The organism is Streptomyces sp. NBC_01750, assembly GCF_035918095.1.
In the GTDB taxonomy this organism is placed as follows: Bacteria; Actinomycetota; Actinomycetes; order Streptomycetales; family Streptomycetaceae; genus Streptomyces.
The window spans coordinates 4,433,965-4,458,238 of the sequence record NZ_CP109137.1 but is presented as its reverse complement, the minus strand read 5'-3'; the positions used below and the strand labels follow the sequence as shown (position 1 = coordinate 4,458,238).

Annotated in this window: 19 protein-coding genes; 8 read left to right on the top strand and 11 right to left on the bottom strand. The window is 68.7% G+C overall.

The features are described 5' to 3' along the window. Positions 1 to 318: 318 nt before the first annotated feature. On the top strand, positions 319 to 753 hold the full coding sequence (locus OG966_RS20010; protein WP_326651096.1) for an SsgA family sporulation/cell division regulator: 435 nt from the start codon (positions 319 to 321) through the stop codon (positions 751 to 753). Between the two features lie 24 nt (positions 754 to 777). On the opposite strand, the gene OG966_RS20005 is transcribed toward OG966_RS20010, so the two are convergent. Beyond that, positions 778 to 2,121 carry a YibE/F family protein gene (locus tag OG966_RS20005; RefSeq protein ID WP_326651095.1) on the bottom strand — a complete coding sequence of 448 codons (1,344 nt, stop codon included), beginning with the start codon at positions 2,119 to 2,121 and terminating at the stop codon, positions 778 to 780. A gap of 208 nt (positions 2,122 to 2,329) precedes the next feature. Between OG966_RS20005 and thiC the strand changes: the two genes are divergently transcribed. Further along, positions 2,330 to 4,096, top strand: coding sequence for a phosphomethylpyrimidine synthase ThiC (gene thiC / locus OG966_RS20000; protein ID WP_326651093.1), 1,767 nt, complete (start codon positions 2,330 to 2,332; stop codon positions 4,094 to 4,096). Between the two features lie 27 nt (positions 4,097 to 4,123). Here the strand turns inward: thiC and OG966_RS19995 are convergent, their stop codons facing one another. The 3 genes from OG966_RS19995 to OG966_RS19985 all read right to left on the bottom strand — a co-directional run bounded on the left by OG966_RS19995 (position 4,124) and on the right by OG966_RS19985 (position 7,655). Further along, entirely contained in the window at positions 4,124 to 4,948 is an 825-nt protein-coding gene (locus tag OG966_RS19995) for a hypothetical protein (protein WP_326651092.1), read from the bottom strand. Between the two features lie 148 nt (positions 4,949 to 5,096). Continuing rightward, on the bottom strand, positions 5,097 to 6,368 hold the full coding sequence (locus OG966_RS19990; RefSeq protein WP_326651090.1) for a metallophosphoesterase: 1,272 nt from the start codon (positions 6,366 to 6,368) through the stop codon (positions 5,097 to 5,099). Between the two features lie 174 nt (positions 6,369 to 6,542). Further along, positions 6,543 to 7,655, bottom strand: a complete 1,113-nt coding sequence (locus OG966_RS19985; protein WP_326651088.1) for a LacI family DNA-binding transcriptional regulator — start codon at positions 7,653 to 7,655, stop codon at positions 6,543 to 6,545. A gap of 380 nt (positions 7,656 to 8,035) precedes the next feature. Between OG966_RS19985 and hisC the strand changes: the two genes are divergently transcribed. The 5 genes from hisC (at position 8,036) to OG966_RS19960 (ending at position 16,908) form a co-directional block, all read left to right on the top strand. Then, positions 8,036 to 9,121: a histidinol-phosphate transaminase gene (gene hisC, locus OG966_RS19980; protein ID WP_326651086.1), complete on the top strand. Its 1,086-nt coding sequence runs from the start codon at positions 8,036 to 8,038 to the stop codon at positions 9,119 to 9,121. A 433-nt stretch (positions 9,122 to 9,554) separates the two neighbouring features. Then, a complete protein-coding gene (locus OG966_RS19975) occupies positions 9,555 to 11,063 on the top strand; it encodes a cytochrome ubiquinol oxidase subunit I (protein ID WP_326651084.1) in 1,509 nt (502 codons plus the stop codon). 22 nt (positions 11,064 to 11,085) lie between these two features. After that, positions 11,086 to 12,087, top strand: a complete 1,002-nt coding sequence (gene cydB / locus OG966_RS19970) for a cytochrome d ubiquinol oxidase subunit II (protein ID WP_326651082.1) — start codon at positions 11,086 to 11,088, stop codon at positions 12,085 to 12,087. 15 nt (positions 12,088 to 12,102) lie between these two features. Further along, complete coding sequence (cydD, locus tag OG966_RS19965; RefSeq protein WP_326651081.1) at positions 12,103 to 15,669, top strand: thiol reductant ABC exporter subunit CydD; 3,567 nt, start codon at positions 12,103 to 12,105, stop codon at positions 15,667 to 15,669. Between the two features lie 192 nt (positions 15,670 to 15,861). Then, entirely contained in the window at positions 15,862 to 16,908 is a 1,047-nt protein-coding gene (locus tag OG966_RS19960; RefSeq protein WP_326651080.1) for a M23 family metallopeptidase, read from the top strand. A gap of 53 nt (positions 16,909 to 16,961) precedes the next feature. Here the strand turns inward: OG966_RS19960 and OG966_RS19955 are convergent, their stop codons facing one another. Further along, the gene (locus OG966_RS19955; protein ID WP_326651079.1) at positions 16,962 to 17,831 is read right to left on the bottom strand and encodes a Cof-type HAD-IIB family hydrolase; all 870 of its coding nucleotides are present in this window, start codon (positions 17,829 to 17,831) and stop codon (positions 16,962 to 16,964) included. Positions 17,832 to 17,925: 94 nt separating this feature from the next. Between OG966_RS19955 and OG966_RS19950 the strand changes: the two genes are divergently transcribed. Further along, positions 17,926 to 18,825, top strand: a complete 900-nt coding sequence (locus OG966_RS19950; RefSeq protein ID WP_326651078.1) for an LLM class flavin-dependent oxidoreductase — start codon at positions 17,926 to 17,928, stop codon at positions 18,823 to 18,825. A 36-nt stretch (positions 18,826 to 18,861) separates the two neighbouring features. Here OG966_RS19950 and OG966_RS19945 read toward each other — a convergent pair whose 3' ends face one another. The 6 genes from OG966_RS19945 to OG966_RS19920 form a co-directional block, all read right to left on the bottom strand. After that, on the bottom strand, positions 18,862 to 19,437 hold the full coding sequence (locus OG966_RS19945) for an RNA 2'-phosphotransferase (RefSeq protein ID WP_326651077.1): 576 nt from the start codon (positions 19,435 to 19,437) through the stop codon (positions 18,862 to 18,864). A 145-nt stretch (positions 19,438 to 19,582) separates the two neighbouring features. Next, positions 19,583 to 20,536 carry a MerR family transcriptional regulator gene (locus OG966_RS19940; protein ID WP_326651076.1) on the bottom strand — a complete coding sequence of 318 codons (954 nt, stop codon included), beginning with the start codon at positions 20,534 to 20,536 and terminating at the stop codon, positions 19,583 to 19,585. 25 nt (positions 20,537 to 20,561) lie between these two features. Beyond that, a complete protein-coding gene (locus tag OG966_RS19935; protein ID WP_326651075.1) occupies positions 20,562 to 21,479 on the bottom strand; it encodes a metal-dependent hydrolase in 918 nt (305 codons plus the stop codon). Next, on the bottom strand, positions 21,476 to 23,257 hold the full coding sequence (locus OG966_RS19930; protein ID WP_326651074.1) for an SDR family oxidoreductase: 1,782 nt from the start codon (positions 23,255 to 23,257) through the stop codon (positions 21,476 to 21,478). Before OG966_RS19930 ends, OG966_RS19935 begins: the two co-directional genes overlap by 4 nt. After that, entirely contained in the window at positions 23,254 to 23,379 is a 126-nt protein-coding gene (locus OG966_RS19925; protein WP_326651073.1) for a hypothetical protein, read from the bottom strand. Before OG966_RS19925 ends, OG966_RS19930 begins: the two co-directional genes overlap by 4 nt. Then, positions 23,376 to 24,224, bottom strand: coding sequence for a M24 family metallopeptidase (locus OG966_RS19920; RefSeq protein ID WP_326651072.1), 849 nt, complete (start codon positions 24,222 to 24,224; stop codon positions 23,376 to 23,378). Before OG966_RS19920 ends, OG966_RS19925 begins: the two co-directional genes overlap by 4 nt. Positions 24,225 to 24,274 lie beyond the last annotated feature (50 nt).

Below are 24,274 nucleotides of genomic sequence, written 5' to 3'. Positions count from 1 at the left end.
CCTGTCGTGGAGCGACGGGAATATGCGGTCGGCACGGTCAGTGCCGCCATCCCGATCACGGCCGGATCCAGTGCCGTCGCGATGGCTATTTCCCTCCCCCTTCGCCAGAACGAGCGATTACTGCCTGCGGTCGTACGGATACGCAGCGGAATGGCAGCGGCTTGCCGGTTCGCTAACCTTCTCTATCAGTATCTGAAAAATCACTCCTTGTGATCTTCCCGCGCTTACAGCACCATTACGTCAAGAGGGCCATGGGGTACCAATCCTGGCCGTTTTCAGCAGGTTTCCTTCACTGCTTCAGCCACTGCGGGGTACACGATGCGTCAGTCGGTCCATGCCGAGGTCCTCATGAGTTTCCTTGTCTCGGAGGAGCTCTCGTTCCGGATCCAGGTGGAGCTGCGATACGAGACAGGGGACCCCTACGCGGTACGGATGACCTTCCATCTGCCTGGAGACGCCCCCGTGACCTGGGCCTTCGGCCGTGAACTGCTGCTCGACGGCATCAACGGGCCGAGTGGCGACGGTGATGTACACATCGCGCCGATCGGGCAAGAAGGGCCGGCCGACGTCGGCATCAGGCTCCAGGTCGGCTGCGACCGGGCCCTGTTCCGGTCGAGCGCGGCGCCGCTCGTGGGCTTCCTCGACCGCACCGACAAACTGGTGCCGCTGGGGCAGGAGCGCACACTGGGTGAATTCGAGGGCAGCCTGGAAGAGGCCCTCGGGCGCATCCTCGCCGAGGAGAACGCCGGTTGAGCGGTGGCCGGAGCGCCCACTGAGCTACCTCTTGCGGCGGCGGCCCTTCCCGCTCCGTACCGGCGACACCGGCGGTCCCGGCGGAGCGCTCACCGCTTCTGATGCTCCCGGCGATCTCGGCCGGTCCGCGGAAACCACCATCGCAGCGAGCGCGGTGGTCACCGGAACCGAAGCGACCAGACCGATCGACCCGACCAGGGTGCGTACGATCTCCACCGCCACCAGCTCGCTGTTGGCCACCGTCCCCACACTGCTCTGCGCGATCGAGAAGAGCAGCAGCAGCGGCAACGCCGCGCCCGCGTAGGCGAGTACCAGCGTGTTCACGACCGACGCGATATGGTCCCGGCCGATCCGGATGGCGGCCCGGTAGAGCCCGCGCGGCCCCATGTCCGGATCCGCCTGGTGCAGCTCCCAGACTGCCGAGGTCTGGGTCACTGTCACATCGTCGAGCACACCGAGCGAACCGATGATGACGCCGGCCAGCAGCAGGCCGCTCAGGTCGATGTTCGGAAACAGGCCGTGGATCAGGCCGGTGCTGTCGTCTGTGTTGCCGGTCAGGCTCGCCCAGCCGATGAAGAGCGAACCGAGCAGTCCGATCAGCAGCAGCGAGATCAGTGTGCCGAGGACCGCGACCGACGTACGTGCGGTGAGGCCGTGGCACAGATAGAGCGCGATCAGCATGATGGCGCTCGCCCCGATGACCGCGACGACCAGCGGATTCGAGCCCTGCAGGATCGCGGGCAGGATGAACAGGGTCAGTACGGCGAACGAGGCGGCGAGCGCGATCAGCGCCATCACACCGCGCATCCGTCCCACCACCACCACAGCGAGCGCGAAGATCAAGGCCAGCAGCGCCATCGGGAGCTTTCGGTCCACATCGGTCACGGAGTACTGAAGATCGCGGGGCGCGTCGGGCGCGTACGCCACCACCACCCCCTGGCCTTTGCTCAACTGCCGTGGAGAGTCCGGCTGGACGATCTCGGTGAAGGTACGGCCCTTGTCCTTGCCGCTGGTGACCTTGATCGTCGCCTTCGAGCAGCTGCCCTTCTGGGAGTTGACCGCCTCGCGCCCCTCGGGAGTGGAGGTGTCGCCGGTCGGCGGTACCTGCGCCGCGTTCACGTCCTTGCAGTTGACCTTCTCGACCGCCACCACGCTGCCCTGCTCGGTCTGCCGGTCGAAGCCGACACCGCTGCGCTGATGGTCGGGAGCGCCGCCGGGCCAGAGCACGAACAGACCGACCACGACCGCGGTGGAGAAAGGAATCAGCACCGCGGCGATGACCTTGCGGAGGTGCTTGGAGACGGGTGCGGCGGGCCCATGGTTGTGCGAATGGCTGTGTGCTTCGGGCGTCTGCTGCGAGGAGGTCACCGACCGATCATCGCAAGAACGGAAGGGGCCCACTGTTCAGCACGCCAGAAATGACGCTAGCGTGGTGGCACCTTTGCACACGCGGGAGCTCGGAGCACCGGGCTGAGAGGGCGCTGACCTCCGTACAAGTCGTCATGAATCGTACGGAAGCCGCTGCGTCGACCGCCGAACCTGTTACCGGGTAATGCCGGCGTAGGGAGTAGGTCTCATGACCGTTCAGGATGCACACACGCCTGCCGCCGACCAGGCGGAGCGCAAGCCCGGCTGGCACAAGGGGTACATCGAGGGTTCGCGCCCCGACCTCCGGGTGCCTGTCCGCCAAGTGCACCTCACCAATGGCAAGGACGTGACGCTGTACGACACGTCCGGCCCGTATACCGATCCCACCGTCGAGACCGACGTCCGCCGCGGCCTGCCGCCGCTGCGGGAGAACTGGATCATCGGCCGTGGCGACACCGAGGAGTACGCGGGCCGCCCGGTCCGCCCCGAGGACGACGGGATCAAGCACACCTCGCCGCGCGGGGGACTGCGCAATCTCGACGCGGTCTTCCCCGGCCGCCCGCGTCAGCCCCGCCGGGGCCGCGACGGCCAGGCGGTGACACAACTCGCGTACGCCCGCCGCGGTGAGATCACCCCGGAGATGGAGTACGTCGCGATCCGCGAGAACGTTCCCGCCGAGGTCGTACGCGAAGAGATCGCGGCGGGCAGGGCCGTCCTGCCCGCCAACGTCAACCACCCCGAGATCGAGCCGATGATCATCGGCAAGCGGTTCCTGGTGAAGGTCAACGCCAACATCGGCAACTCCGCGGTCACCTCCTCCATCGAGGAGGAGGTGGACAAGATGACCTGGGCCACGAAGTGGGGCGCGGACACGGTCATGGACCTCTCCACAGGCCGCAACATCCACACCACCCGCGAGTGGGTGCTGCGCAACTCCCCCGTCCCGATCGGCACGGTGCCGCTCTACCAGGCGCTCGAGAAGGTAGACGGCAAGGCCGAGGAGCTGACCTGGGAGGTCTACAAGGACACCGTCATCGAGCAGGCCGAGCAGGGCGTCGACTACATGACCGTCCACGCGGGCGTGCTGCTGCGGTACGTGCCGCTCACCGCCCGCCGCAAGACCGGCATCGTTTCCCGCGGCGGCTCGATCATGGCGGCCTGGTGTCTGGCGCACCACAAGGAATCGTTCCTGTACGAGAACTTCGAGGAGCTCTGCGAGATCCTCGCCTCGTACGACGTGACGTACTCCCTCGGCGACGGACTGCGCCCCGGCTCGATCGCGGACGCCAATGACGAGGCGCAGTTCGCGGAGCTGCGGACGCTCGGCGAGCTCAACACCATCGCCAAGCGCCACCATGTGCAGACCATGATCGAGGGCCCGGGCCATGTCCCGATGCACAAGATCAAGGAGAACATCGACCTTCAGCAGGAGATCTGCGAGGAGGCCCCGTTCTACACGCTCGGCCCGCTGACGACGGACGTCGCGCCCGCGTACGACCACATCACCTCCGGTATCGGCGCCGCGATGATCGCCTGGTGGGGCACGGCGATGCTCTGCTACGTCACGCCCAAGGAGCACTTGGGCCTGCCGAACCGCGACGATGTGAAGACCGGCGTCATCACCTACAAGATCGCGGCTCATGCGGCAGACCTCGCAAAGGGCCACCCGGGAGCGCAGGAGTGGGACGACGCGCTCTCCGACGCGCGATTCGAGTTCCGGTGGGAGGACCAGTTCAATCTGGCCCTCGACCCCGACACGGCACGGGAGTTCCACGACGAGACGCTGCCGGCCGAGCCCGCGAAGACCGCGCACTTCTGCTCGATGTGCGGTCCGAAGTTCTGCTCGATGAAGATCTCCCAGGACATCCGGCGGCAGCACGGCGGCTCGCAGCAGGAGATCGAGGCTGGCATGGAGGAGAAGTCCAAGGAGTTCGCCGCGGCCGGCAACCGGGTTTATCTGCCGATCGCCGAGTGAACCCCCGGCCACCGGGCGCCGGAGGGGTCACTCCGGCTGGTGCTCGGGGCCGCCGAAGTCCGGGCTGGTGAAGTCCGGGCTGGTGAAGGTGGGTCTCTGGCCCGTCGTCGAGCCCTCGCTCGGGCTGGAGTAGTCCGGGCCGCTGTAGCCGATCTTGGGGATACGGCTCACATTGCGCGGCGGGTCGGCCGACGACGGGTCGGCGCTGGGATCGGCCAGCGCTGCCCGCAGAAACGGCAGCAGACCGCGTTCCAGCACCGCATGACGCCAGGCCTCCTTGGCCCGGGCCACCTCGTCCGGCTCGCCCGCCGACTCCTCGGCCGGGACCTGGGTCGCGCCGTTGCGCAGAGCGGTGAGCAGCAGCGCGACCGCGGCGGCGAGGATTCCGGCCGCCGTGACCGCGCCGAAGAACCACCCGGCGGTGAGCAGGGTGTCCGCGAAGGACGGCGTGGGACTGAGCATTTTCAGGATGTAGCCGACCAGCAGGAAGATCGCCGCGGCCGTCCCCGCGAGCACCGGCGCCAGTACGGCGATGACGGCGGCGAATCCGGCGCCGCTCTCGGCTGCCTCGCCCTCGGCCGGGGCCAGCACGGAATTACGTACCGACGCGGCGGCCGCGGGCGCGCGCAGATCCTCGCGGACCTTCACATAGTGCTCGTACTCGGCCGCGGCGGCGGTGGTGATGAGCGCTGTCGCGTTCAGGGCCATGGTGCGGAGTTGTTCGGTGTTCAGGCGCTGCCCCACGGCAGCGAGATCCGGACGGTCATGGGCGTTGCGCAGCGCGTCGTCGAGGATTCGCTCGTACTCGGCGCGATCCTCGGTCAGCAGGTGCGGAGCGCTGTTCATGTGCATCCCCCGATGCTCCGTAGGGCCGGATTGCCCGCATCGACCGGGCGGTTGGGCAGAAACGGAGGAGAGCCTGCTACGGATAAGCCGATGGTATTGCGGTTACGGCACGGGGTGACAGGGGGTTTCGCTAAATCGCCAGTTCTGAGTCGGCTCAGTTATGCAGCGGGAGTTCGACCACAAGCAGTTTTCCGGCCATGGTCACGCCGCCGTCCATGGCGATTGCGAGCTCGTCCGCATACACATGCGGGCCTTCTACAACCGGACGCGCGCCGTCCTCACCGTCCTCGGTACCCACCTCTCCGAGCAGATACGGAATGGGGCTGTGGCCGTGCACAACACGTCGGCCGCCGTAGGCCGAGAGCAGTTTGCGTACGGCCTGCGGGCCGCCGTCGTCGCGGAAGGCGAACCGCTTGGTGAACTTGCGGAACAGGTCCCAGCACTCGTCGGCGTCATTGCGGGTCAGGGTCTCGCGGACGGTGTCATTGACCGCTTCGATCGAGTCGCCGTAGTCGAGATAGGCCGTGGTGTCGGAGTGCATCAGCAGATGCTCGTCCTCCAGCTCGATGGCGTCGAGACGCGCCATCCACTGCAGATGGACTTCCTGCAGACGGTCCATATCGGACTTCTGGCCGCCGTTGAGCAACCATGCGGCCTGGAAGGTGGCGGTGCCGGCCCCGGAGTTGACGGGGGTGTCGCCGAACCGCTTGGCGCCGAGCAGCAGCAGTTCGTGATTGCCCATCAAGGCCTTGCAGTAGCCGCCGGCGGCGGCGGCCTCGGCGGAGAGCCGCATGACGAGGTCGATGACGCCGATGCCGTCGGGGCCCCGGTCGGTGAAGTCGCCGAGGAACCAGAGCCGGGCGTTGCCCGCGGCCCACTGGCCTTCGGCGTCGATGAGGCCCTGTTCGGTGAGGGCCGCGAGGAGTTCGTCGAGGTAGCCGTGGACATCGCCGACGACGAAGAGCGGGCCGGGCCCGTCGGCGGCGGGCGTCTCCGACGGGTTGATCTGCACCTGGACGGTGTCGCCGGGGCCGCCGCGGCCGATTACCGGGAGGTCGCGCGCGGTGGGGGTGTAGCCGTCAGGGGCCTCGCCCTCCGGGACGGCGTTGCCGGGATGCCCGGACTCCGTGGACTGCTGCACTTGAGGCTGCTGTGGCTGTGGTTGCTGAGCCTCCGGCTGGGTTTGCTGTGCCCGTGCCTGAGGTTGCGGTGCCTGGTGCTGCGGTGCGTGCTGCTGTGGCGCCGCGGGCTGCGGTGCCTGCCGCTGTTGCGCTTGCGCCTGAGGTTGCGGCTGCGGTGCGTGCTGCTGTGGCGCCGCGGGCTGCGGTTCCTCCGACTGCACGGGAACCTGCGCATAGGGCGGCACACGGAAATCGCGCAACGTCGCCGTCCGCACCACGGGTCCTTGACCGGCCCCCTGAGTCATCGACCCCTCCACCACCGTCGCGCCGCCGTTCACCTCTCGGCCCAGCCTGGTCGGGGTGGTCCGCGGTGTCGTGCGCCCATCATAGGAATGAGCTCCGCGCTGTGTGACGCACCAGGGGTGGTGAATCCGTTCGCACCCCTGGTTCGCCGACTGTTTCGTGCCGATTAGGGAGGTCTAGTCCGGAGAAGGGGATCGCGGGGCGCTCACAGTCGTTCGCTGAGGGCGGCGCTGTGATGACGTCCGGATGATCAGTTCGGTCGGTATCACCTGCTCGACCGGCCGGTCCTCGTCGACTCCTTCGATGGCGTCGATGAGGAGCTGGACGACCGCCGTGCCGATCCGGCGCGGTTTGAGCGAGAGCGTGGTGATGGGCGGTTCGGTGGTGGCGTACACGGTCGACTCGCTGCAGCAGACGAGCAGCAGATCGTCGGGGACGCGCAGGCCGTACCGCCGGGCGGCGGCGAGGAGATCGGTGCCGTTGGGGTCGAAGAGCCCGTAGACGGCGTCGGGCCGGTCGGGGCGGGCGAGCAGCCGGTCGGCTGCGACGGCTCCGGCGCACGGGTCGTGGGCCGGATAGGACTCGTAGACCGGGTCCTGGCCGACGCGCTCGCACCATTCGAGATACGCGGTGGTGGACAGGCGTGTGTAGGTGTCGGTGGTGGTGCCGGTGAGCAGGCCGATACGGCGGGCGCCGGCGGCGGCGAGATGGTCGAGCAGGTTGAGTACGGCGGCTTCGTGGTCGTTGTCGACCCAGGCTGTGACCGGGAGTGTGCCGGCCGGACGGCCGTCGGAGACGACGGGCAGGCCCTGGCGGACGAGTTCGGTGACGACCGGGTCCTGGTCGGACGGATCGATGACGACAGTGCCGTCGAGGGCGACGTTCGACCAGACGTCATGGCGTGAGGTGGCGGGCAGGATGACGAGGGCGTAGCCGCGGGCGAGCGCGGCGGAGGTCGCGGCTCTCGCCATTTCGGCGAAGTACGCGAACTCGGTGAAGGTGAAAGGTTCATCCCCGTACGTCGTCACCGTCAGGCCGATGAGGCCGGACTTTCCGGTACGGAGCGTGCGGGCCGCGGCGGACGGGCGGTAGCCCAGTCGGTCGGCGACCTCGCGGACATGTCGGCGGGTGGCGTCCGGGAGCCGGCCCTTGCCGTTGAGCGCGTCGGAGACTGTCGTGATGGAGACGCCGGCTGCGGCGGCCACGTCTCTGATGCCCGCCCGACTCTGCCGGCCGCCCCGGCGTGATGTCTCCGCCCGGCTCACCTGGTGCTTCCCTGCTGCTGTCATGGCGAGCCGATAGTAGGGCTCGCGCGGGCGGTTGGGCCGGTCGCATATTCACTCGTTGACAGGCACGTTTCTGCATGGCCGTTCCTCGTCAATCGCCTTGGAAATCAAGGGAGTTGGGTGGTATGCCCACGGCGTCTCGGGCGTCCAGCCGCATGGGCCTGTCGAATGGTCGATGTTTCGAAGAGGTCTCAACTCACCACTACGGGGGATGCGCGCCACGGAGTGAGCTACCGGCGCGCGTGACAAGGAGGGGCGCTCCCCCCTCTCCGGGCCCACCCATTCGCATTCCCCGGGGCCACCCATTCGCAGCGGACGCGAATCCTCATAAGGTGAGCAGTATTGGAGTACTGCTGTGTACGGATGGTCGAGGAGGACCTGCGGTGAGCGAGACGAGCCCCAAGCTGCGCGCCGAGCTGGACGGCATCCCCACATACAAGCCCGGCAAGCCGGCTGCTTCGGGCGGCCAGGTCGCGTACAAGCTGTCGTCCAACGAGAACCCGTATCCGCCGCTGCCCGGTGTCGTGGAGAGCGCGATCGCCGCTGCCCACAACTTCAACCGTTACCCGGACATGGCCTGCACCGGCCTGATGAACGAGCTCGCGGACCGTTTCGGCGTGCCCGTGACGCATCTGGCCACCGGCACTGGCTCGGTCGGCGTCGCCCAGTCGTTGCTGCAGTCCACCTCGGGCCCTGGCGACGAGGTCATGTTTGCCTGGCGGTCCTTCGAGGCGTACCCGATCATCACGCGGATCAGTGGGGCGACGCCGGTGCAGGTGCCGCTGACCCCGGGTGATGTGCACGATCTGGACGCGATGGCCGATGCGATCACCGACCGGACCCGGCTGATCTTCATCTGCAACCCCAACAACCCGACCGGCACGGTGGTGCGCCGGGCCGAGCTGGAGCGCTTCCTGGACCGGGTGCCCACCGACATCCTGGTGGTGCTGGACGAGGCGTACATCGAGTTCGTCCGCGACGTCGACGTCCCGAACGGCATCGGGATCTACCGCGACCGCCCCAATGTGGCGGTGCTGCGTACGTTCTCGAAGGCCTACGGACTTGCCGGGCTGCGGGTCGGTTTTGCCATCGCCCATGAGCCGGTGGCTGCCGCGCTGCGCAAGACCGCGGTCCCCTTCGGTGTCTCGCAGCTCGCGCAGGACGCGGCGGTCGCCTCGCTGCGGGCCGAGGATGAACTGATCGGCCGGGTCGGCTCGCTGGTCGCCGAGCGGGTGCGGGTGCACCAGAGCCTGATCAAGCAGGGCTGGACGGTGCCCGAGACCCAGGCGAACTTCGTCTGGGTGCGGCTCGGCGACCGCACGCTCGACTTTGCGGCGGCGTGCGAGGAGGCCGGTGTCGTGGTCAGGCCCTTTGCGGGTGAGGGTGTACGGGTCACCATCGGGGAGACCGAGGCCAACGACCTGTTCCTGCATGTCACCGACGCGTTCCACAAGGGGCTCCAGGCCTAGATAGTCTCCACGCGCATCGGGTCGGCGGCGCGAGCGCGTCACCCTCGAACCGGAAGAGACCGTGCCCGCCTGCCGGGCGGCTGCCTCCACCGGCGGGGGAGACGTCCGTGTCGGAGTCGACCTCCTCGCCCCACGTGTGGGCGGCGGAGGCGAGCGGCAGAGCCCTCACGAGTGCCGTGCTCGTGGGGGCTTCTTGGTAGGTCGAAGTCGGCTGTCGGGCGGGCCGGGGGATCGGTGGCTTCACCCGCCGGATTCAACGAGATGTTGAAGCTCTGGGAAGAGCTACCCCCCCGGCCGAAGGCGCGGATTTCGTATGAGCAATAATGCTTGTGAATGTGAACGCGTTCACAAGCTTGTCTCGTTTCTCCCGTGATCGGCGGGATTAAGGGGGCAGACTGCGGCAGTGACCACGGCGATGTAAGGAGAAGACGACGTGGACGTAGCTCTGGCGCCGGAGACCTTGGCGCGATGGCAGTTCGGCATCACCACTGTCTACCACTTCCTTTTCGTCCCTCTGACGATCTCGCTCGCCGCGCTCACCGCCGGCCTGCAGACCGCCTGGGTGCGCACCGAGAAGGAGAAGTACCTCAAGGCCACCAAGTTCTGGGGCAAGCTCTTCCTGATCAACATCGCCATGGGTGTCGTCACCGGCATCGTCCAGGAGTTCCAGTTCGGCATGAACTGGTCCGACTACTCGCGCTTCGTCGGTGACATCTTCGGTGCCCCGCTCGCCTTCGAGGCGTTGATCGCGTTCTTCTTCGAGTCCACCTTCATCGGGCTGTGGATCTTCGGCTGGGACAAGCTGCCGAAGAAGATCCATCTCGCCTGCATCTGGATGGTCTCGATGGGCACCGTCCTCTCCGCGTACTTCATCCTGGCGGCCAACTCCTGGATGCAGCACCCGGTCGGCTACCGGATCAACAAGGAGCGAGGCCGAGCGGAGCTCACTGACTTCTGGCACGTACTCACACAGAACACCGCGCTCACCCAGTTCTTCCACACCATCACTGCCGCCTTCCTCGTCGGCGGCGCCTTCATGGTCGGCATCGCTGCCTTCCACCTGGCGCGCAAGAAGCACATTCCGGTGATGCGCACCTCGCTGCGACTCGGGCTGGTCACCGTGGCGATCGCCGGACTGCTCACCGCTGTCAGCGGTGACCTGCTCGGCAAGGTCATGTTCAAGCAGCAGCCGATGAAGATGGCCGCAGCCGAGGCGCTGTGGGACGGCGAGGCGCCCGCGCCCTTCTCGGTGTTCGCGTACGGCGACGTCGAAAAAGGCCACAACAAGGTCGCGATAGAGGTCCCTGGACTGCTGTCCTTCCTGGCCAACGACGACTTCTCCTCGTACGTCCCCGGCATCAACGACGTCAACAAGTCCGAACAGGAGAAGTTCGGGCCCGGCGACTACCGGCCCAATATCCCCGTCGCCTACTGGGGCTTCCGCTGGATGATCGGCTTTGGCATGACGTCCCTCGCCATCGGCCTGCTCGGGCTCTGGATGACCCGCAAGAAGTTCATGCTTCCGCTGGGCCTGCGGACAGGTGAGGACGAAGTGCCGCATCTGGTCCTCTTCAAGGAGAAGGCACTGAACCCCAGGCTGACCAAGTGGTACTGGGTCGTCGCCCTCTGGACGATGCTCTTCCCGCTGATCGCCAACTCCTGGGGCTGGATCTTCACAGAGATGGGGCGTCAGCCGTGGGTTGTGTACGGCGTGCTGCGTACCCGCGACGCCGTCTCCCCCGGTGTCTCGCAGGGCGAGGTGCTCACCTCGATGATCGTCTTCACGCTGCTCTACGCGGTCCTCGCCGTCATCGAGGTCAAGCTGCTTCTGAAGTACGTCAAGGCCGGACCGCCCGAGCTCACGGAGGCCGACCTCAACCCGCCCACCAAGATCGGCGGCGACGACCGTGACGCCGACCGGCCGATGGCCTTCTCGTACTGAGGCCCTGAGGAGCTGCTGAGGCATGGAACTTCACGACGTCTGGTTCGTACTCATCGCCGTCCTGTGGATCGGCTACTTCTTCCTCGAGGGCTTCGACTTCGGGGTCGGCGTCCTGACCAAGCTGCTGGCCCGGGACCGGGCCGAGCGGCGGGTCCTGATCAACACCATCGGGCCCGTCTGGGACGGCAACGAGGTCTGGCTGCTGACGGCCGGCGGAGCGACCTTCGCCGCCTTCCCCGACTGGTACGCCACCCTCTTCTCCGGCTTCTATCTGCCGCTGCTGCTGATCCTGGTCTGCCTGATCGTGCGCGGGGTCGCCTTCGAGTACCGGCACAAGCGGGATGAGGAAAGGTGGCAGACCAACTGGGAACACGCGATCTTCTGGACCTCACTGCTGCCCGCCCTGCTGTGGGGCGTCGCGTTCGGCAACATTGTGCGCGGCGTGAAGATCGACGGGCAGAAGGAGTACGTCGGCACCTTCCTCGATCTGCTCAACCCGTACGCGATCCTGGGCGGCCTGGTGACGCTGACCCTGTTCACCTTCCACGGCGCGGTCTTCGCCGCGCTGAAGACGGTCGGGGACATCAGGGTCCGGGCCCGGGGGCTGGCGCTGAAGCTGGGGCTTCTCACGACCGTACTGGCGCTCGGCTTCCTGCTCTGGACCCAGGTCTCGCGCGGTGACGGCAAGAGCCTGGTTGCGATGATTGTCGCGGTGGTGGCACTGGCCGGAGCGGTCGGGGCCATCAAGGTGGGACGCGAGGGCTGGTCGTTCGCGCTGTCGGGCCTGACGATCGCTGCCGCGGTCGCGATGCTGTTCCTGACGCTCTTCCCGAACGTCATGCCGTCCTCGCTCAATGAGGAGTGGAACCTTACGGTTACCAACGCCTCGTCGAGTCCGTACACCCTGAAGATCATGACCTGGTGCGCGGGCATCGCGGCGCCGCTGGTGATGCTCTACCAGGGGTGGACGTACTGGGTATTCCGCAAGCGGATCGGCACCCAGCACATCGCCGATGCTCATTAGTGGGGGATGTTTCACGTGAAACCGATCGACCCGCGTCTGCTCCGGTATGCCCGGGCCACCCGCCACTTCCTGATCGTGGTGGTGCTCCTCGGACTTGTCGGGGCGGCGCTGGTCATCGCCCAGGCGATGCTTATCGCCGACGTGGTGGTGGGGGCATTCGAGCGGGGGCTCTCCGCGCCCGGTCTGGCGACGCCGCTGGCACTCCTGGCGGCGGTCGCGGTCGGACGGGCGGTCGTCTCCTGGCTGACCGAACTGGCCGCGCACCGGGCGAGTGCGGCGGTCAAGTCGGAGCTGCGCGGGCGGCTGCTGGAGAGGGCCACCCAGCTGGGGCCCGAGTGGCTGAGTGGGCAGCGGACCGGTTCGCTGCTTGCGCAGGCCACCCGCGGTGTCGACGCCCTGGACGACTACTTCTCACGCTATCTGCCGCAGTTGGGGCTCGCCGTCGTGGTGCCCGTGGCGGTGCTGGCGCGGATCGTGACCGAGGACTGGGTCTCGGCGGCGGTCATTGTTGTGACTCTGCCGCTGATTCCGCTGTTCATGGTGCTCATCGGCTGGGCCACACAGGCCCGCATGGACCGCCAGTGGCGACTACTGTCCCGGCTGTCGGGGCACTTCCTGGATGTGGTCGCCGGTCTGCCGACCCTGAAGGTCTTCGGGCGGGCGAAGGCCCAGGCCGAGTCGATCCGGTCGATCACCTCGGAGTACCGGAAGGCGACGCTGCGGACGCTGCGGATCGCGTTTCTCTCGTCGTTCGCGCTGGAGCTTCTGTCGACCCTCTCGGTGGCGCTCGTAGCCGTCGGTATCGGTATGCGGCTGGTGCACGGGGAGCTGGATCTGTATACGGGCCTGGTGATTCTGATCCTCGCGCCCGAGGCGTACCTGCCGATCCGGCAGGTGGGGGCGCAGTACCACGCGGCGGCGGAGGGGCTTTCGGCCGCGGAGGGAATCTTCCAGGTACTGGAGACCGAGCCGCGGTCGGGCGGCAAGGGGAAGGTGCCCGACACCCTCCTGGTGGAGCTTGACGGGGTGACCGTTCGTCACGCGGGGCGCAGCGAGGCGTCATTGGATGCGGTCTCACTGGTGGTGGAGCCCGGCGAGACGGTCGCGCTGGTCGGACCGAGCGGGGTCGGGAAGTCGACGCTGCTGGGTGTACTGCTCGGCTTCGTGGAGCCGGCCGAGGGGCAGGTGCTCGTAAGCGGTACGGATCTGGCGTCGCTCGACATGGACCGGTGGCGTGAGCAGATCGCTTGGGTGCCGCAGCGGCCGTACCTTTTCGCGGGGACGGTCGCGGAGAATGTACGGCTGGCGCGGCCGGGCGCCGACGACGCGGCAGTGCGGGCAGCGCTGCGGGATGCCAACGCGTTCGACTTTGTGGCCGGGCTCCCCCAGGGTGCCGACACCCTGCTCGGCGAGGACGGCGCCGGGCTCTCGGCCGGCCAGCGGCAACGCCTCGCGCTGGCCCGGGCGTTCCTCGCGGACCGGCCGCTACTGCTGCTCGACGAGCCGACGGCCGCGCTGGACGGCGAGACGGAAGCGGGCATCGTCGACGCGGTGCGACGGCTGGCAGAGGGGCGGACGGTACTGCTCGTCGTCCATCGGCCGGCACTGCTGGCGGTGGCGGACCGCGTGGTCACGCTCTCCCGTCGCGCATCGCTGGTTCCTGGGCCTGCGAGGCCGGGAGTCGGAGCGTACGCACGTGCTCAGCCGTCGGCTTCGGCCGCGGCTCCGGAAGCAGTGCGCTCGGAGATGGACGCAGGTATGCGCGCCAAGACGGTTGACGCCGCCGGGCCGGCGCAGTCGACGCGCGCACGGTCGCCGCTGGCACGAGTGCGGAGCGCCGCCGGGGAGCTTCGGGGCCGGCTGGGGCTGTCGTTGCTGCTGGGCAGCCTTGCTGTGGGCTCCGCCGTAGGGCTCATGGCCGTCTCCGGATGGCTCATTTCACGTGCGTCCGAGCAGCCGCCCGTGCTCTATCTGATGGTGGCTGTGACGGCGACCCGCGCCTTCGGTCTCGGGCGGCCCGTCTTCCGGTACGCCGAGCGGCTGGTGTCGCACGATGCCGTGCTGCGCATGCTCGCCGAGATGCGGGTCGCGGTCTACCGCGGGCTGGAGCGGATCGCGCCCGCCGGGCTGCGGCAGACCCGGCGCGGAGATCTGCTGTCGCGGCTCGTCGCCGACGTGGACGCCTTGCAGGACTACTGGCTGCGCTGGCTGCTGCCTGCCGGAGTGGCCGTCGTCGCCGGCGCGGGGGCCGTGGGCTTCACGACGTGGCTGCTGCCCGAGGCCGGGGCCGTGCTCGCCGTCGGTCTGCTCCTCGCCGGGGTGGCCGTACCGCTGATCAGCGGTGCCGTCGCACGGCGGGCCGAGCGTCAACTCGCGCCCGCACGCGGGGCGCTGGCCACCCACGTCGTCGATCTGCTCTGCGGGACCGCCGAACTGACCGTCGCCGGGGCCCTGAAGGGACGGGGGGCCAGGACACGGGAAGCCGACCGGCAGCTGACAAGCATCGCCTCCCGGGGCGCCGCCGCCACCGCACTCGGCGGTGGCCTCTCCGCGCTGGTCTGCGGGCTGACCGTCGTGTGCGCCGCCTTCGCCGGAGTGCAGGCAGTGCGTGACGGGCGGCTGGACGGTGTGTCTTTGGCGGTCGTGGTGCTCACTCCGCTCGCCGCTTTCGAGGCGGTCACCGGACTTCCGTCGGCCGTGCAGTACCGGCAGCGGGTCAGGCGGAGCGCCGAGCGGGTGTACGAGGTGCTGGACGCGCCCGTCCCCGTACACGAGCCGGACCGGGCGGCGGCTCCGCCGGCGACGGCGTTCCCGCTCGCCGTGCGAGGGCTTGGTGCCCGGTACGCCGGACAGGAGCGGGACGCGCTCGGCGGATTCGATCTGACGCTCACGGCGGGGAAGCGCATCGCCGTCGTCGGCACCTCGGGTTCGGGAAAGACCACCCTCGCGCAGGTGCTGCTCCGCTTCCTGGACGTGCGGGAAGGGAAGTACACCATCGGCGGCGTGGACGCGTCCGCGCTCGACGGGGACGCGGTCCGGCGGTTCGTCGGGCTGTGCGCGCAGGACGCCCACCTCTTCGACAGTTCCGTACGGGAGAACCTCCGGCTCGCGCGTACGGAGGCGACGGAGGACGAGCTTCGGCAGGCGCTCGCCAAGGCCCGGCTGCTGGAGTGGGTCGACACGCTCCCCGACGGTCTCGACACTCTCGTCGGTGAGCACGGCGCGCAGCTGTCGGGCGGTCAGCGGCAGCGGCTCGCGCTGGCCCGCGCGCTCCTCGCCGACTTCTCCGTACTCGTACTCGACGAACCGGCCGAGCACCTCGACCTGGCGACAGCCGATGCGCTGACGGCAGATCTGCTGGTGGCGACGGAAGGCCGGACGACAGTGCTGATCACGCACCGGCTGCAAGGGCTTGAGGCTGTCGACGAGATCGTCGTCCTGGAGGCCGGGCGGACCGTGCAGCGCGGCTCGTACGCCGAACTCGCCACCATCGAGGGGCCGTTGCGCCGGATGGTCGAGCGCGAGCGGGCCGCGGATCTGCTCGGTGTCCCGCTCTCCACAGCCGAGTACCCGGCCTGGTGACCGCCCTCCTCGCCGAACAGGACTGACTGCTCAGCAGGGTGTGACAGTGCCTGAATCGAGGAGCCCGCCGGAAGCCGCGAGAGGACGACGAGGGGCACGACGGTGTACTGGGAGGCGTCCCTGTAGGCCAGGTGGAGGCACGACACCTCGCCGGTACCCGAAATCGAGGCGATACCGGGCGACGATCCGTGGATGTGCTTGAGACACCGCGACCGGCTGTTGCTCGTCCTGGCGGTGCTGTGCGCGCTCCTGGGTACGGCGGTACCCGCCGCCACGGCGTCCGACGGGCCCATCATCGGCACCGGCGCCGAGGTGGTGCGATTGTTCGACGACGCGGCGAAGGCCACCGCGAAGTACGAACAAGGCAGGCGCGCCGCTGACGCGCAGCGCACCTCGGCGGCCCGGCTCCAGGAGCAGCTGACGCTGCAGCGGGACGAACTCGCCACGGTCCACGAGGCCATCGGCAGTGTCGCCCGCGCCCAGTACCGCACCGGCGGCCCGCTCGCCCTCACCGCCGGGCTGCTGTTCGCCGACAACCCCGAGGAGCTGATGCGCGCGCAGCGGCTCACCTGGCAGGCGGAGACGGCAGTGAACCAGCTGCTCGACCGGGCCAGGCAGGCCGAGCGGCGGCTCTCCGTGACCGAGGGGAATGCCCGGGCGGCCCGGCACGAGCTCGAGGTACGCCAGGAACAGCTGGCAACCATCAAGCAGGGCATCAGGGCGCAGCTGGAATCCGCGCAGTGGGAGCTGCAGGGGGAGGCGGACCGCAGCGTGGCGGCGGGCAAGTGTGCGGGAGTCGTCCGGCTACAGAAGCGCGGAGGCGCGCCGCCGGGCACGAAATGGGTGACGCCGGTGGAGAATTACGAGCTGTCCGCCGGATTCGACAGCGCGGGTGAGCACTGGGCGCACCGGCACACCGGGCAGGACTTCGCGGTGGAGATCGGCACTCCGGTGCGGTCGGTCGGGGCGGGCCGGGTGGTGTCGGTCTCGTGCGGCGGTGCCTTCGGCATTGAGATCGTCATCCAGCACCCGGGTGGCTACTACTCGCAGTACGCGCATATGGCGGCGGTCACCGTCGACCAGGGGGAGCAGGTGCGCACCGGGCAGTGGATCGGGCAGTCCGGCACCACGGGAAACTCGACAGGGCCGCACCTGCACTTCGAGGTGCGGCTCACGCCGTATCTGGGCTCCGGGGTGGATCCGTTGCCCTGGCTCCGCGAACACGGGGTCCGGGTCTAGCGGCTCTCGCTCCTCGGAGCTCTTCTCGTTCTTTCTTCAGAGCGCTCCTTCCTTCAGAGCGCTTCGCTGCTCTCCGCGCGCCGGGCGAGGATCTGCTCGATGACGACCGCTACCCCGTCCTCGTTGTTGGCCACAGTCCGGCCGGAGGCCGCGGCGATCACGTCCGGATGGGCGTTGCCCATCGCGTACGAGGTGCCTGCCCAGCTCAGCATCTCCACGTCGTTGGGCATGTCGCCGAAGGCGACGACCTCGTCGGAGGAGATCCCGCGCTGGGCGCAGCACAGCGCCAGGGTGCTGGCCTTGCTCACGCCGAGGCCGCTGACCTCGAGGAGCGCGGTCGGGCTGGAGCGGGTGAAGGACGCCAGGTCCCCGGCGGCCGTACGGGCCAGGGTGAGAAAGCCGTCGGGTGTCAGCTCGGGGTGGTGGGCGAGCAGCTTGATCACCGGGGCGCCTTCGCCCAGCCGCTCCTCATGAAGCAGCTTCTCCGCGGTGGCGACGGTCGCGCCGGGGTCGACGTGGAACGGCGGATAGTCCGGCTCGTAGTGGATCCCGGTGGTCGTCTCGACCGCGAAAGAGGTGCCGGGGGCGGCGTCGCGCAGGATCCTCACGACATCGAGAGCGGTGTCCCGCTCCAGGGCGCGGACCTCCAGCAGCTTCCCGCCGGCGTGCAGATCCACGACCGCCGCGCCGTTGGCGCAGATCGCGAGCCCATGGCCGTGGACGTGGTGTCTGACGACGTCCATCCAGCGAGCCGGGCGTCCTGTGACGAAGAAGACCTCGACTCCGGCCTCCTCGGCAGCGGCCAGAGCGGCGATCGTACGGTCGGAGACGGACTTGTCGTCGCGCAGCAGGGTGCCGTCCAGATCGGTGGCGATCAGCCTGGGGGTGGCGGGCAGCGGGCTGGGATCGGTAGCTGAGGTCACAGATCCATTCTCCCGTACGCGGGCGCACGTGCGTGCGACAGGGCGCACATTTGAGTGTGCTCGGGCCGCAGCGGGGCCACGTACTCTCGAAGGCATGCGTTTGAGTACCGTGATCCTCCCTGTCCGCCGCTGGCACGAAGGTGGCCGCGACGAGTGGCTCCGAGCCGAGCAGCTCGGTTTCCACACCGCGTACACATACGACCACCTGTCGTGGCGTACCTTCCGCGACGGTCCCTGGTACGGCGCGGTCCCGACGCTGACCGCCGCGGCCGCCGCCACCGAGCGGCTGCGCCTCGGCACGCTGGTCACCTCACCGAACTTCCGCCACCCTGTGACCCTCGCCAAGGACCTGATCTCGCTGGACGACATCTCCGGCGGGCGGTTCACTCTCGGCATCGGCGCGGGAGGCAATGGCTTCGACGCGACGGCGCTGGGCCAGCAGGCCTGGACGCCACGTGAGCGTGCCGACCGGTTCGGGGAGTTCGTGCCGCTGCTCGACCGGCTGCTCAGCGAGGACTCGGTGACGTACGACGGGAGCTTCTACTCGGCGGTCGAGGCCCGCAACATCCCCGGCTGCGTCCAGCGGCCCCGGCTGCCCTTCGCGGTTGCCGCCACCGGGCCGCGCGGGCTGAAGCTCGCGGCGAAGCACGGGCAGGCATGGGTGACGACAGGCGACCCGAAGCTCTTCGAGACGGGCACGCCCGAGCAGTCCGTCGAGGCCATCCGCGGGCAGATGGACAAGCTCGGCAAGGCATGCGCGGACATCGGCCGTGACGTGGCCGAGCTGGACAAGATCCTGCTCACCGGCTTCACACCGGAGCCCGGCCGGCCGATGGAGTCCCTCGACGCCTTTGTGGACTTCGCCGGCAAGCACTTCGAGCTCGGCTTCACCGAGCTCGTGATCCATGCCCCGATCCCGGACTCGGACTTCGCAGCGGACCAGGCCGTCTTCGAGCAGATCGCGACCGAGGGGCTTGCCCAGCTGAGCCGCTGACCCGCAGGAGGTCCCGCACAGGAGGCACAGGAGGACCTAGCGGCCGGGGAAGCGCAGAAACTCCGGCGGTACGGCGTCGGTGAGCCAGACGCCGTTGGCGCTGACGTGGAAAAGGTGGCCCGCTTCATGCATCGCTCCGGCATGCACGGTGAGGACGACGGGGCGGCCGCGGCGGGCGCCGACGCGGGTCGCGGTCTCGCGGTCGGGCGAGAGATGGACATGGTGGCGGTTCATGGCGCGCAGTCCCTCGTCGCGGATCGCGTCCAGGCTGCGGGCGACGGTGCCGTGGTAGAGATACGCGGGCGGCTCGGCCGGAGGCAGGTCCAGGTCGACCTCGACGGAGTGGCCCTGGTTGGCGCGGATGCGGGTGCCGTCGATCGTGAAGCGCTGTTTGTCGTTGACGGCGACGACATGGTCGAGCTCGGCGCGGGTGATCCGGAAGCCGTGCTCGGCCGCCGCCCGCATCAGTTCGTCGACGGGCACCCAGCCGTTCTCGTCGAGGACGATGCCGATCCGCTCCGGCTGGTGGCGCAGATGTTTCGAGAGGTACTTCGACACCTTCACGGTGCGGCGCTCATCGGGCGCATCGTTTCCTGCGGGTCTTGCGTTCATCCCGTCAGGGTGCCCGTCCGCTCGCCGACGGCGCCACCGAAAATTTCGCTCCTCTGTCGAAAATCTCACTCCACAGGTTTGATCCACAGCCAACTGTAGTTATCCACAGGGGAATTGACGATTCTGTGGACAACTCCTGCGTCATCTAGGGGCTTTGGTCAAGTTGCCCGGAATCGCCATTGATTGGCACAAGGGCGTCCAATGTCCTGGCGTGCAGCTCGCGTTCGGTTGCTGCCGCGATGAAGGCAGCCGCATTCTCCTGGCCAACGAGGGCCTGCACCGAGCGAATTGTCTCCGGCGGCAAAGACACCGCGGGAAGCTCGCTCTCCACCGACGGCGGTCCTTCCGCACTCAGGTGCTGCTGAAGATGACGGGTGGCGAACGTCCGCATGGCCCGCGCCAGTTCGGCGTCGATCGTCTGTTGCGCAAGTGGGCGCAACCGTCGCACCAGGGCCGCCGCCTCGGCCACATCGGCGTCGGTAGGCGGTCGGTGCCCCAGATAGCGGGCGAAGACATGCTCGGTGGTGAACTCCAGGAAGCGGGAGGCGATGTGCTCCACCTGCCCGCGAAGTTCCCGAAGATGACAGGAGATTGCCGGGAGTGGCACTCCGGCGGCGTACAACTCCGCGGCCACCGCCAGCTCCTGGGGGCTGGGCACCAGGAATTCGTCGTCACGGCCGGGGATGCGCTCCAGCACCCCAAGGTCCACCGCCTCCGCGACAGCAGCCTCGTCCGGCCTCCCGCCGAACTTTCCGTCCAGCTCCGCGCGGGAGATGCGGGCCACCTCCTCGTCCGTCCACGGCCCCTGCACCTCGGCGACCAGCCCCAGCACTCCGCCGAGCCCGCGCCCGGCGTCCCAGGCCTCGAGCAACTCCTTGATCGAGGCCAGGGTGTAGCCGCGGTCGAGCAGATCTGCGATCTGCCGCAGCCGGGCGAGGTGGGCGGACCCGTACACATTGGCCCGCCCGCGCCGTTCCGGTTTCGGCAGCAGTCCGCGGTCCTGGTAGGCGCGGATCGTACGGACGGTGGCGCCACTGTGGTGCGCCAGATCCTCGATCCGGTACTTGGCGACTGACTGGGCGACTGACTGCTCGGACAAGCCCGCTCCCTCGATGACAAGCCGCCTACGACAAGGCGGCGCGGCCCACCGCCCCCGCCGCGGCCCGGGCCGCGGGCGAGGTCGCGAGATAGTCGACGGCCTTGCGCAGCGAGCCCTCCTGCGAGGGATGGTACGACCGCCGGAGGTAACGAGGTATCGCCGCGCCCAGCTCACGCCATGTGGGCAGCAGCCCTTTGCCGACGGCGCGGTTGTGCTCGCGCAGGGAGTAGCGCAGCCGGCCCGCGAGCCGGGGGTCATGCCGGATCAGGTAGGCGGTGCCCCACACCCAGAGCCAGGCCAGCACGGGAGCGGTGACGGCCATGCCTCCGATGCGGCGGGCATAGCGCGCCGGTCCCTCGCCACAGCAGTGCTGGTACATGTCGAAGGCAACGGCCCGGTGCTCCACCTCCTCCGCCCCGTGCCAGCGCAGCAGATCGAGCATGATCTTGTCGGCGTCCGCCCGGTCGAGTCCTTCGGCGTGCAGTACCCAGTCGCCCAGAACCGCCGTGAACTGTTCGATCGCTGCGATGACCGAAAGGCGGAAGCGCAGCCACTCCTCGGACGGTATCGGCACACCGAACGGCGGCTGCTCGCCGAGGAGTTTCTCGAACAGGAAGTCGACGTACTTGGTGAACGCCTCGGTGTCGAGCCGCTGCCTGGCCAGGTGGTTCAGCACATATGCGTGCTGCACGCTGTGCGTGGCTTCCTGGCCCATGAAGCCCTTGACGTCCTTCAGCAGCTGCGGGTCGTCGACCAGTGGCAGCGCTTCCTTGAAGACCTTGACGAACCAACGCTCGCCGGCCGGCAGCAGGAGATGCAGCACATTGATGACATGTGTGGCGGTGGGCTCGTCCGGTATCCAGTGCAGTGGCGTCCCGTCCCAGTCGAACGAGACCCGGCGCGGCGCGATGGCGTAGTGGCCGGTGTGCTCCTCGGCGCTCACAGCGGCGGTTCCAACCGGGCGATCGCACGCAGCGCCCTGGGCGCGAAGCGGGATATGAACAGGGCGCCACGGGCCTCGGGCGTCACCGGCACCACCGCCTGGTTCTTCACGACGGCGCGAAGGATCGCGTCGGCGACCTTCTCCGGCGGGTAGTTGCGCAGCCCGTACAGCCGGGCGGTTTTCTTCTGGCGCCGCTTCTCCTCCGCCGTGTCGACGCCCGCGAAGCGCGCCGTGGACGTGATGTTGGTGTTGACGATGCCGGGACAGATCGCCGAGACCCCGATCCCCTGGCCGGCCAGTTCCGCCCGCAGACACTCGCTGAGCATGAGCACCGCGGCCTTGGAGGTGCTGTACGCAGGCAGTGCCTTCGAAGGCTGATAGGCGGCAGCGGACGCGGTGTTGACGATATGGCCGCCCTGGCCGCGCTCGGCCATCTGCCTGCCGAAGAGCCGGCAGCCGTGTATGACGCCCCACAGATTGACGTCGAGGACCTTCCTCCAGTCCTCGGCGCTGGTCTGGAGGAAGGAGCCCGCGAGACCTATGCCGGCGTTGTTGACCAGGACGTCCACCACGCCGTACTCGGTGGCGACCCTCTCGGCGAGCTTCTCCATCGCCTGCTCGTCGCTGACGTCCACCGTCTCGCCCCAGGCTTCCGGGGAGCCGATCAGCCGCGACATCTCGGCGGTCCTGGCCGCCCCCTCCGCGTCCCGGTCCACGGCCACGATCCGCGCCCCCGCCTCGGCGAACGCGAAGGCCGTGGCCCGCCCGATGCCGCTGGCCGCACCCGTCACCAGGACGAGCTGCCCGGCGAACCGCTCGGCGTACGGACCCCGGGCCACGGTGTCCAGCGCGGCCACTCCGGCCACTCCGGCCGTGTCCTCGTTGGCCGTGACGAACTCACTGATCCAGGCCGAGAGCTGGTCCGGCCGGGTACGGGGGACCCAGTGCTTGGCCGGCAGTGAGCGCCGTGTCAACTGCGTCGCCCAGCTGCCCAGTTCGTCGTAGAGGCGCTCGGAGAGGAACATGTCGCCGGTCGGCGTGATCAGCTGGACAGGTGTGTGCGCGTACGCGTCGGAGCGCGGGCGGCGCAGCCGGGCACGGACGTTGTCGCGGTAGAGCCAGGCGCCGTGCGCAGCGTCCTGTGGCAGCGAGGCCGTCGGGTAGTCGCCGCCGGGCACCTTCTCCACCCGCTGCAGGATCTTCGGCCACAGCCTGCCCAGCGGGCCGCGCCAGGCGAGCTCCGGCAGTACCGGCGTATGCAGCATGTACACGTACCAGGACTTGGCCCCCTGTCCGAGCAGCTGGCCGATCCTGCGGGGTGTGGGCCGGCTCATCCGCTTCTTGATCCAGTGACCGAAGTGGTCCAGGGACGGTCCTGACATCGAGGTGAAGGAGGCGATCCGGCCTTCGGTGCGCTTGACCGTGACGAACTCCCAGGACTGCACAGAACCCCAGTCGTGTCCGACCAGATGCACCGGCTTGTCCGGGCTCACCGCGTCGGCGACCGCCAGGAAGTCGTCGGTCAGCTTCTCCAGCGTGAAGCCGCCGCGCAGCGGGGCCGGCGCTGTCGAGCGGCCGTGCCCCCGGACGTCGTACAGCACTACATGCAACCGGTAGTGGTCCGCCAGCCGCTCCGCGACCTGGGACCAGACCTCCTTGCTGTCCGGATAGCCGTGCACCAGCACCACGGTCGGCTGCGAGGCGTCCCCCAGCTCGGCGACGCACAGCTCGATTCCGCCCGTACGGACCCAGCGCTCCCGCGCGCCCCTGAGACTCACGCTTCCTCCTTGACGTTCGCCTCTGCTCCCGCTCGGCGCAGAGGCACGGCCGTCGCGGCGACCGCCGCCGGCGTGGCCGTCGCGGTCTGCCGCGGCCGGGCTGCTCCCCCTGTGCCGTTCACGCGACTCTCTCCTCCGCCCAGCGCCGCACATGCGGCAGATCGTCGTCCAGCCAGAACGCGCTCGCTTGAGGGTCCCTGGAGTCGGTGACCACCAGGATCTCCTCGAACTTCGCGCCCGTACCCCTGAATCCGAGATGGGGCTCGACCGCCCACAGCCCCGGCCGGGGCGGGTGGTCGGAGAACGTGTACGGGCTCCACAGCGGCGACCAGCCGTCCCGGTGACCGTGCACCGCATCGCTGACAAGCCCCTTCAGCGACTGTGTGCCGAACCCGAAGAGGTGCGGCGAGAAGCGGCGCTCCTTCACCCGGCCGATCTTGTGGGCGATGACCCCGAAGGGATACGCGCGGTGCCGGTTGGCGTACCCCTGCCGGACCATCAGCCGGTCCACGTCCTCGTAGATCTCGCGCAGCGAACGCCGCTCCCGCACCTCGCGCAGGATCAGCTCGCGGTGCGCCTCCAGATCGGCGAGGAGTCTGTTGTGCACGGGGCTGGGGCCGAGGCAGCCGGAGTAACCGATGTCCGCGGTGTAGCCCTTGTGGACCGGGGCCATGTCGAGGATGAAGGGCATGCCCGCCTCGAGCACGCGGTTGGTCGGGAAGAACTGGAGCGGTATCCGGAAGTCGGTGAAGGCCGTACGGTCCCCGAACCAGGCGAAGGGCAGGTGGAACCAGTCGCGCACGCCCCGCTCACGCAGCCACTCACGCTGCATCCGCGCCGCCCCGCGCTCTGTCACACCGGGCTTGAGCTGCGCCGCGACCGCCTCCGCGCATGCGTACGCGAGGCGCTGCACTTCCTTGAACCCCCGCAGTTCCGCGGTCAGTTCGCCTGCCACTGCTAAGGCCATGCCACCCGTCCGTCCCGTGTGCGGTACGCGTCCGTAACTTGACACTGATG

Coding starts and splice junctions, on each gene's coding strand:
- thiC (WP_326651093.1), top strand. CDS start 2,330: ATGACCGTTCAGGATGCACACACGCCTGCCGCCGACCAGGCGGAGCGC.
- OG966_RS19985 (WP_326651088.1), bottom strand. CDS start 7,655: ATGACAGCAGCAGGGAAGCACCAGGTGAGCCGGGCGGAGACATCACGC.
- cydB (WP_326651082.1), top strand. CDS start 11,086: ATGGAACTTCACGACGTCTGGTTCGTACTCATCGCCGTCCTGTGGATC.
- OG966_RS19945 (WP_326651077.1), bottom strand. CDS start 19,437: ATGAACGCAAGACCCGCAGGAAACGATGCGCCCGATGAGCGCCGCACC.
- OG966_RS19960 (WP_326651080.1), top strand. CDS start 15,862: ATGTGCTTGAGACACCGCGACCGGCTGTTGCTCGTCCTGGCGGTGCTG.
- OG966_RS19995 (WP_326651092.1), bottom strand. CDS start 4,948: ATGCACATGAACAGCGCTCCGCACCTGCTGACCGAGGATCGCGCCGAG.
- OG966_RS20010 (WP_326651096.1), top strand. CDS start 319: ATGCGTCAGTCGGTCCATGCCGAGGTCCTCATGAGTTTCCTTGTCTCG.
- OG966_RS19920 (WP_326651072.1), bottom strand. CDS start 24,224: ATGGCCTTAGCAGTGGCAGGCGAACTGACCGCGGAACTGCGGGGGTTC.
- OG966_RS19950 (WP_326651078.1), top strand. CDS start 17,926: ATGCGTTTGAGTACCGTGATCCTCCCTGTCCGCCGCTGGCACGAAGGT.
- OG966_RS19990 (WP_326651090.1), bottom strand. CDS start 6,368: ATGACTCAGGGGGCCGGTCAAGGACCCGTGGTGCGGACGGCGACGTTG.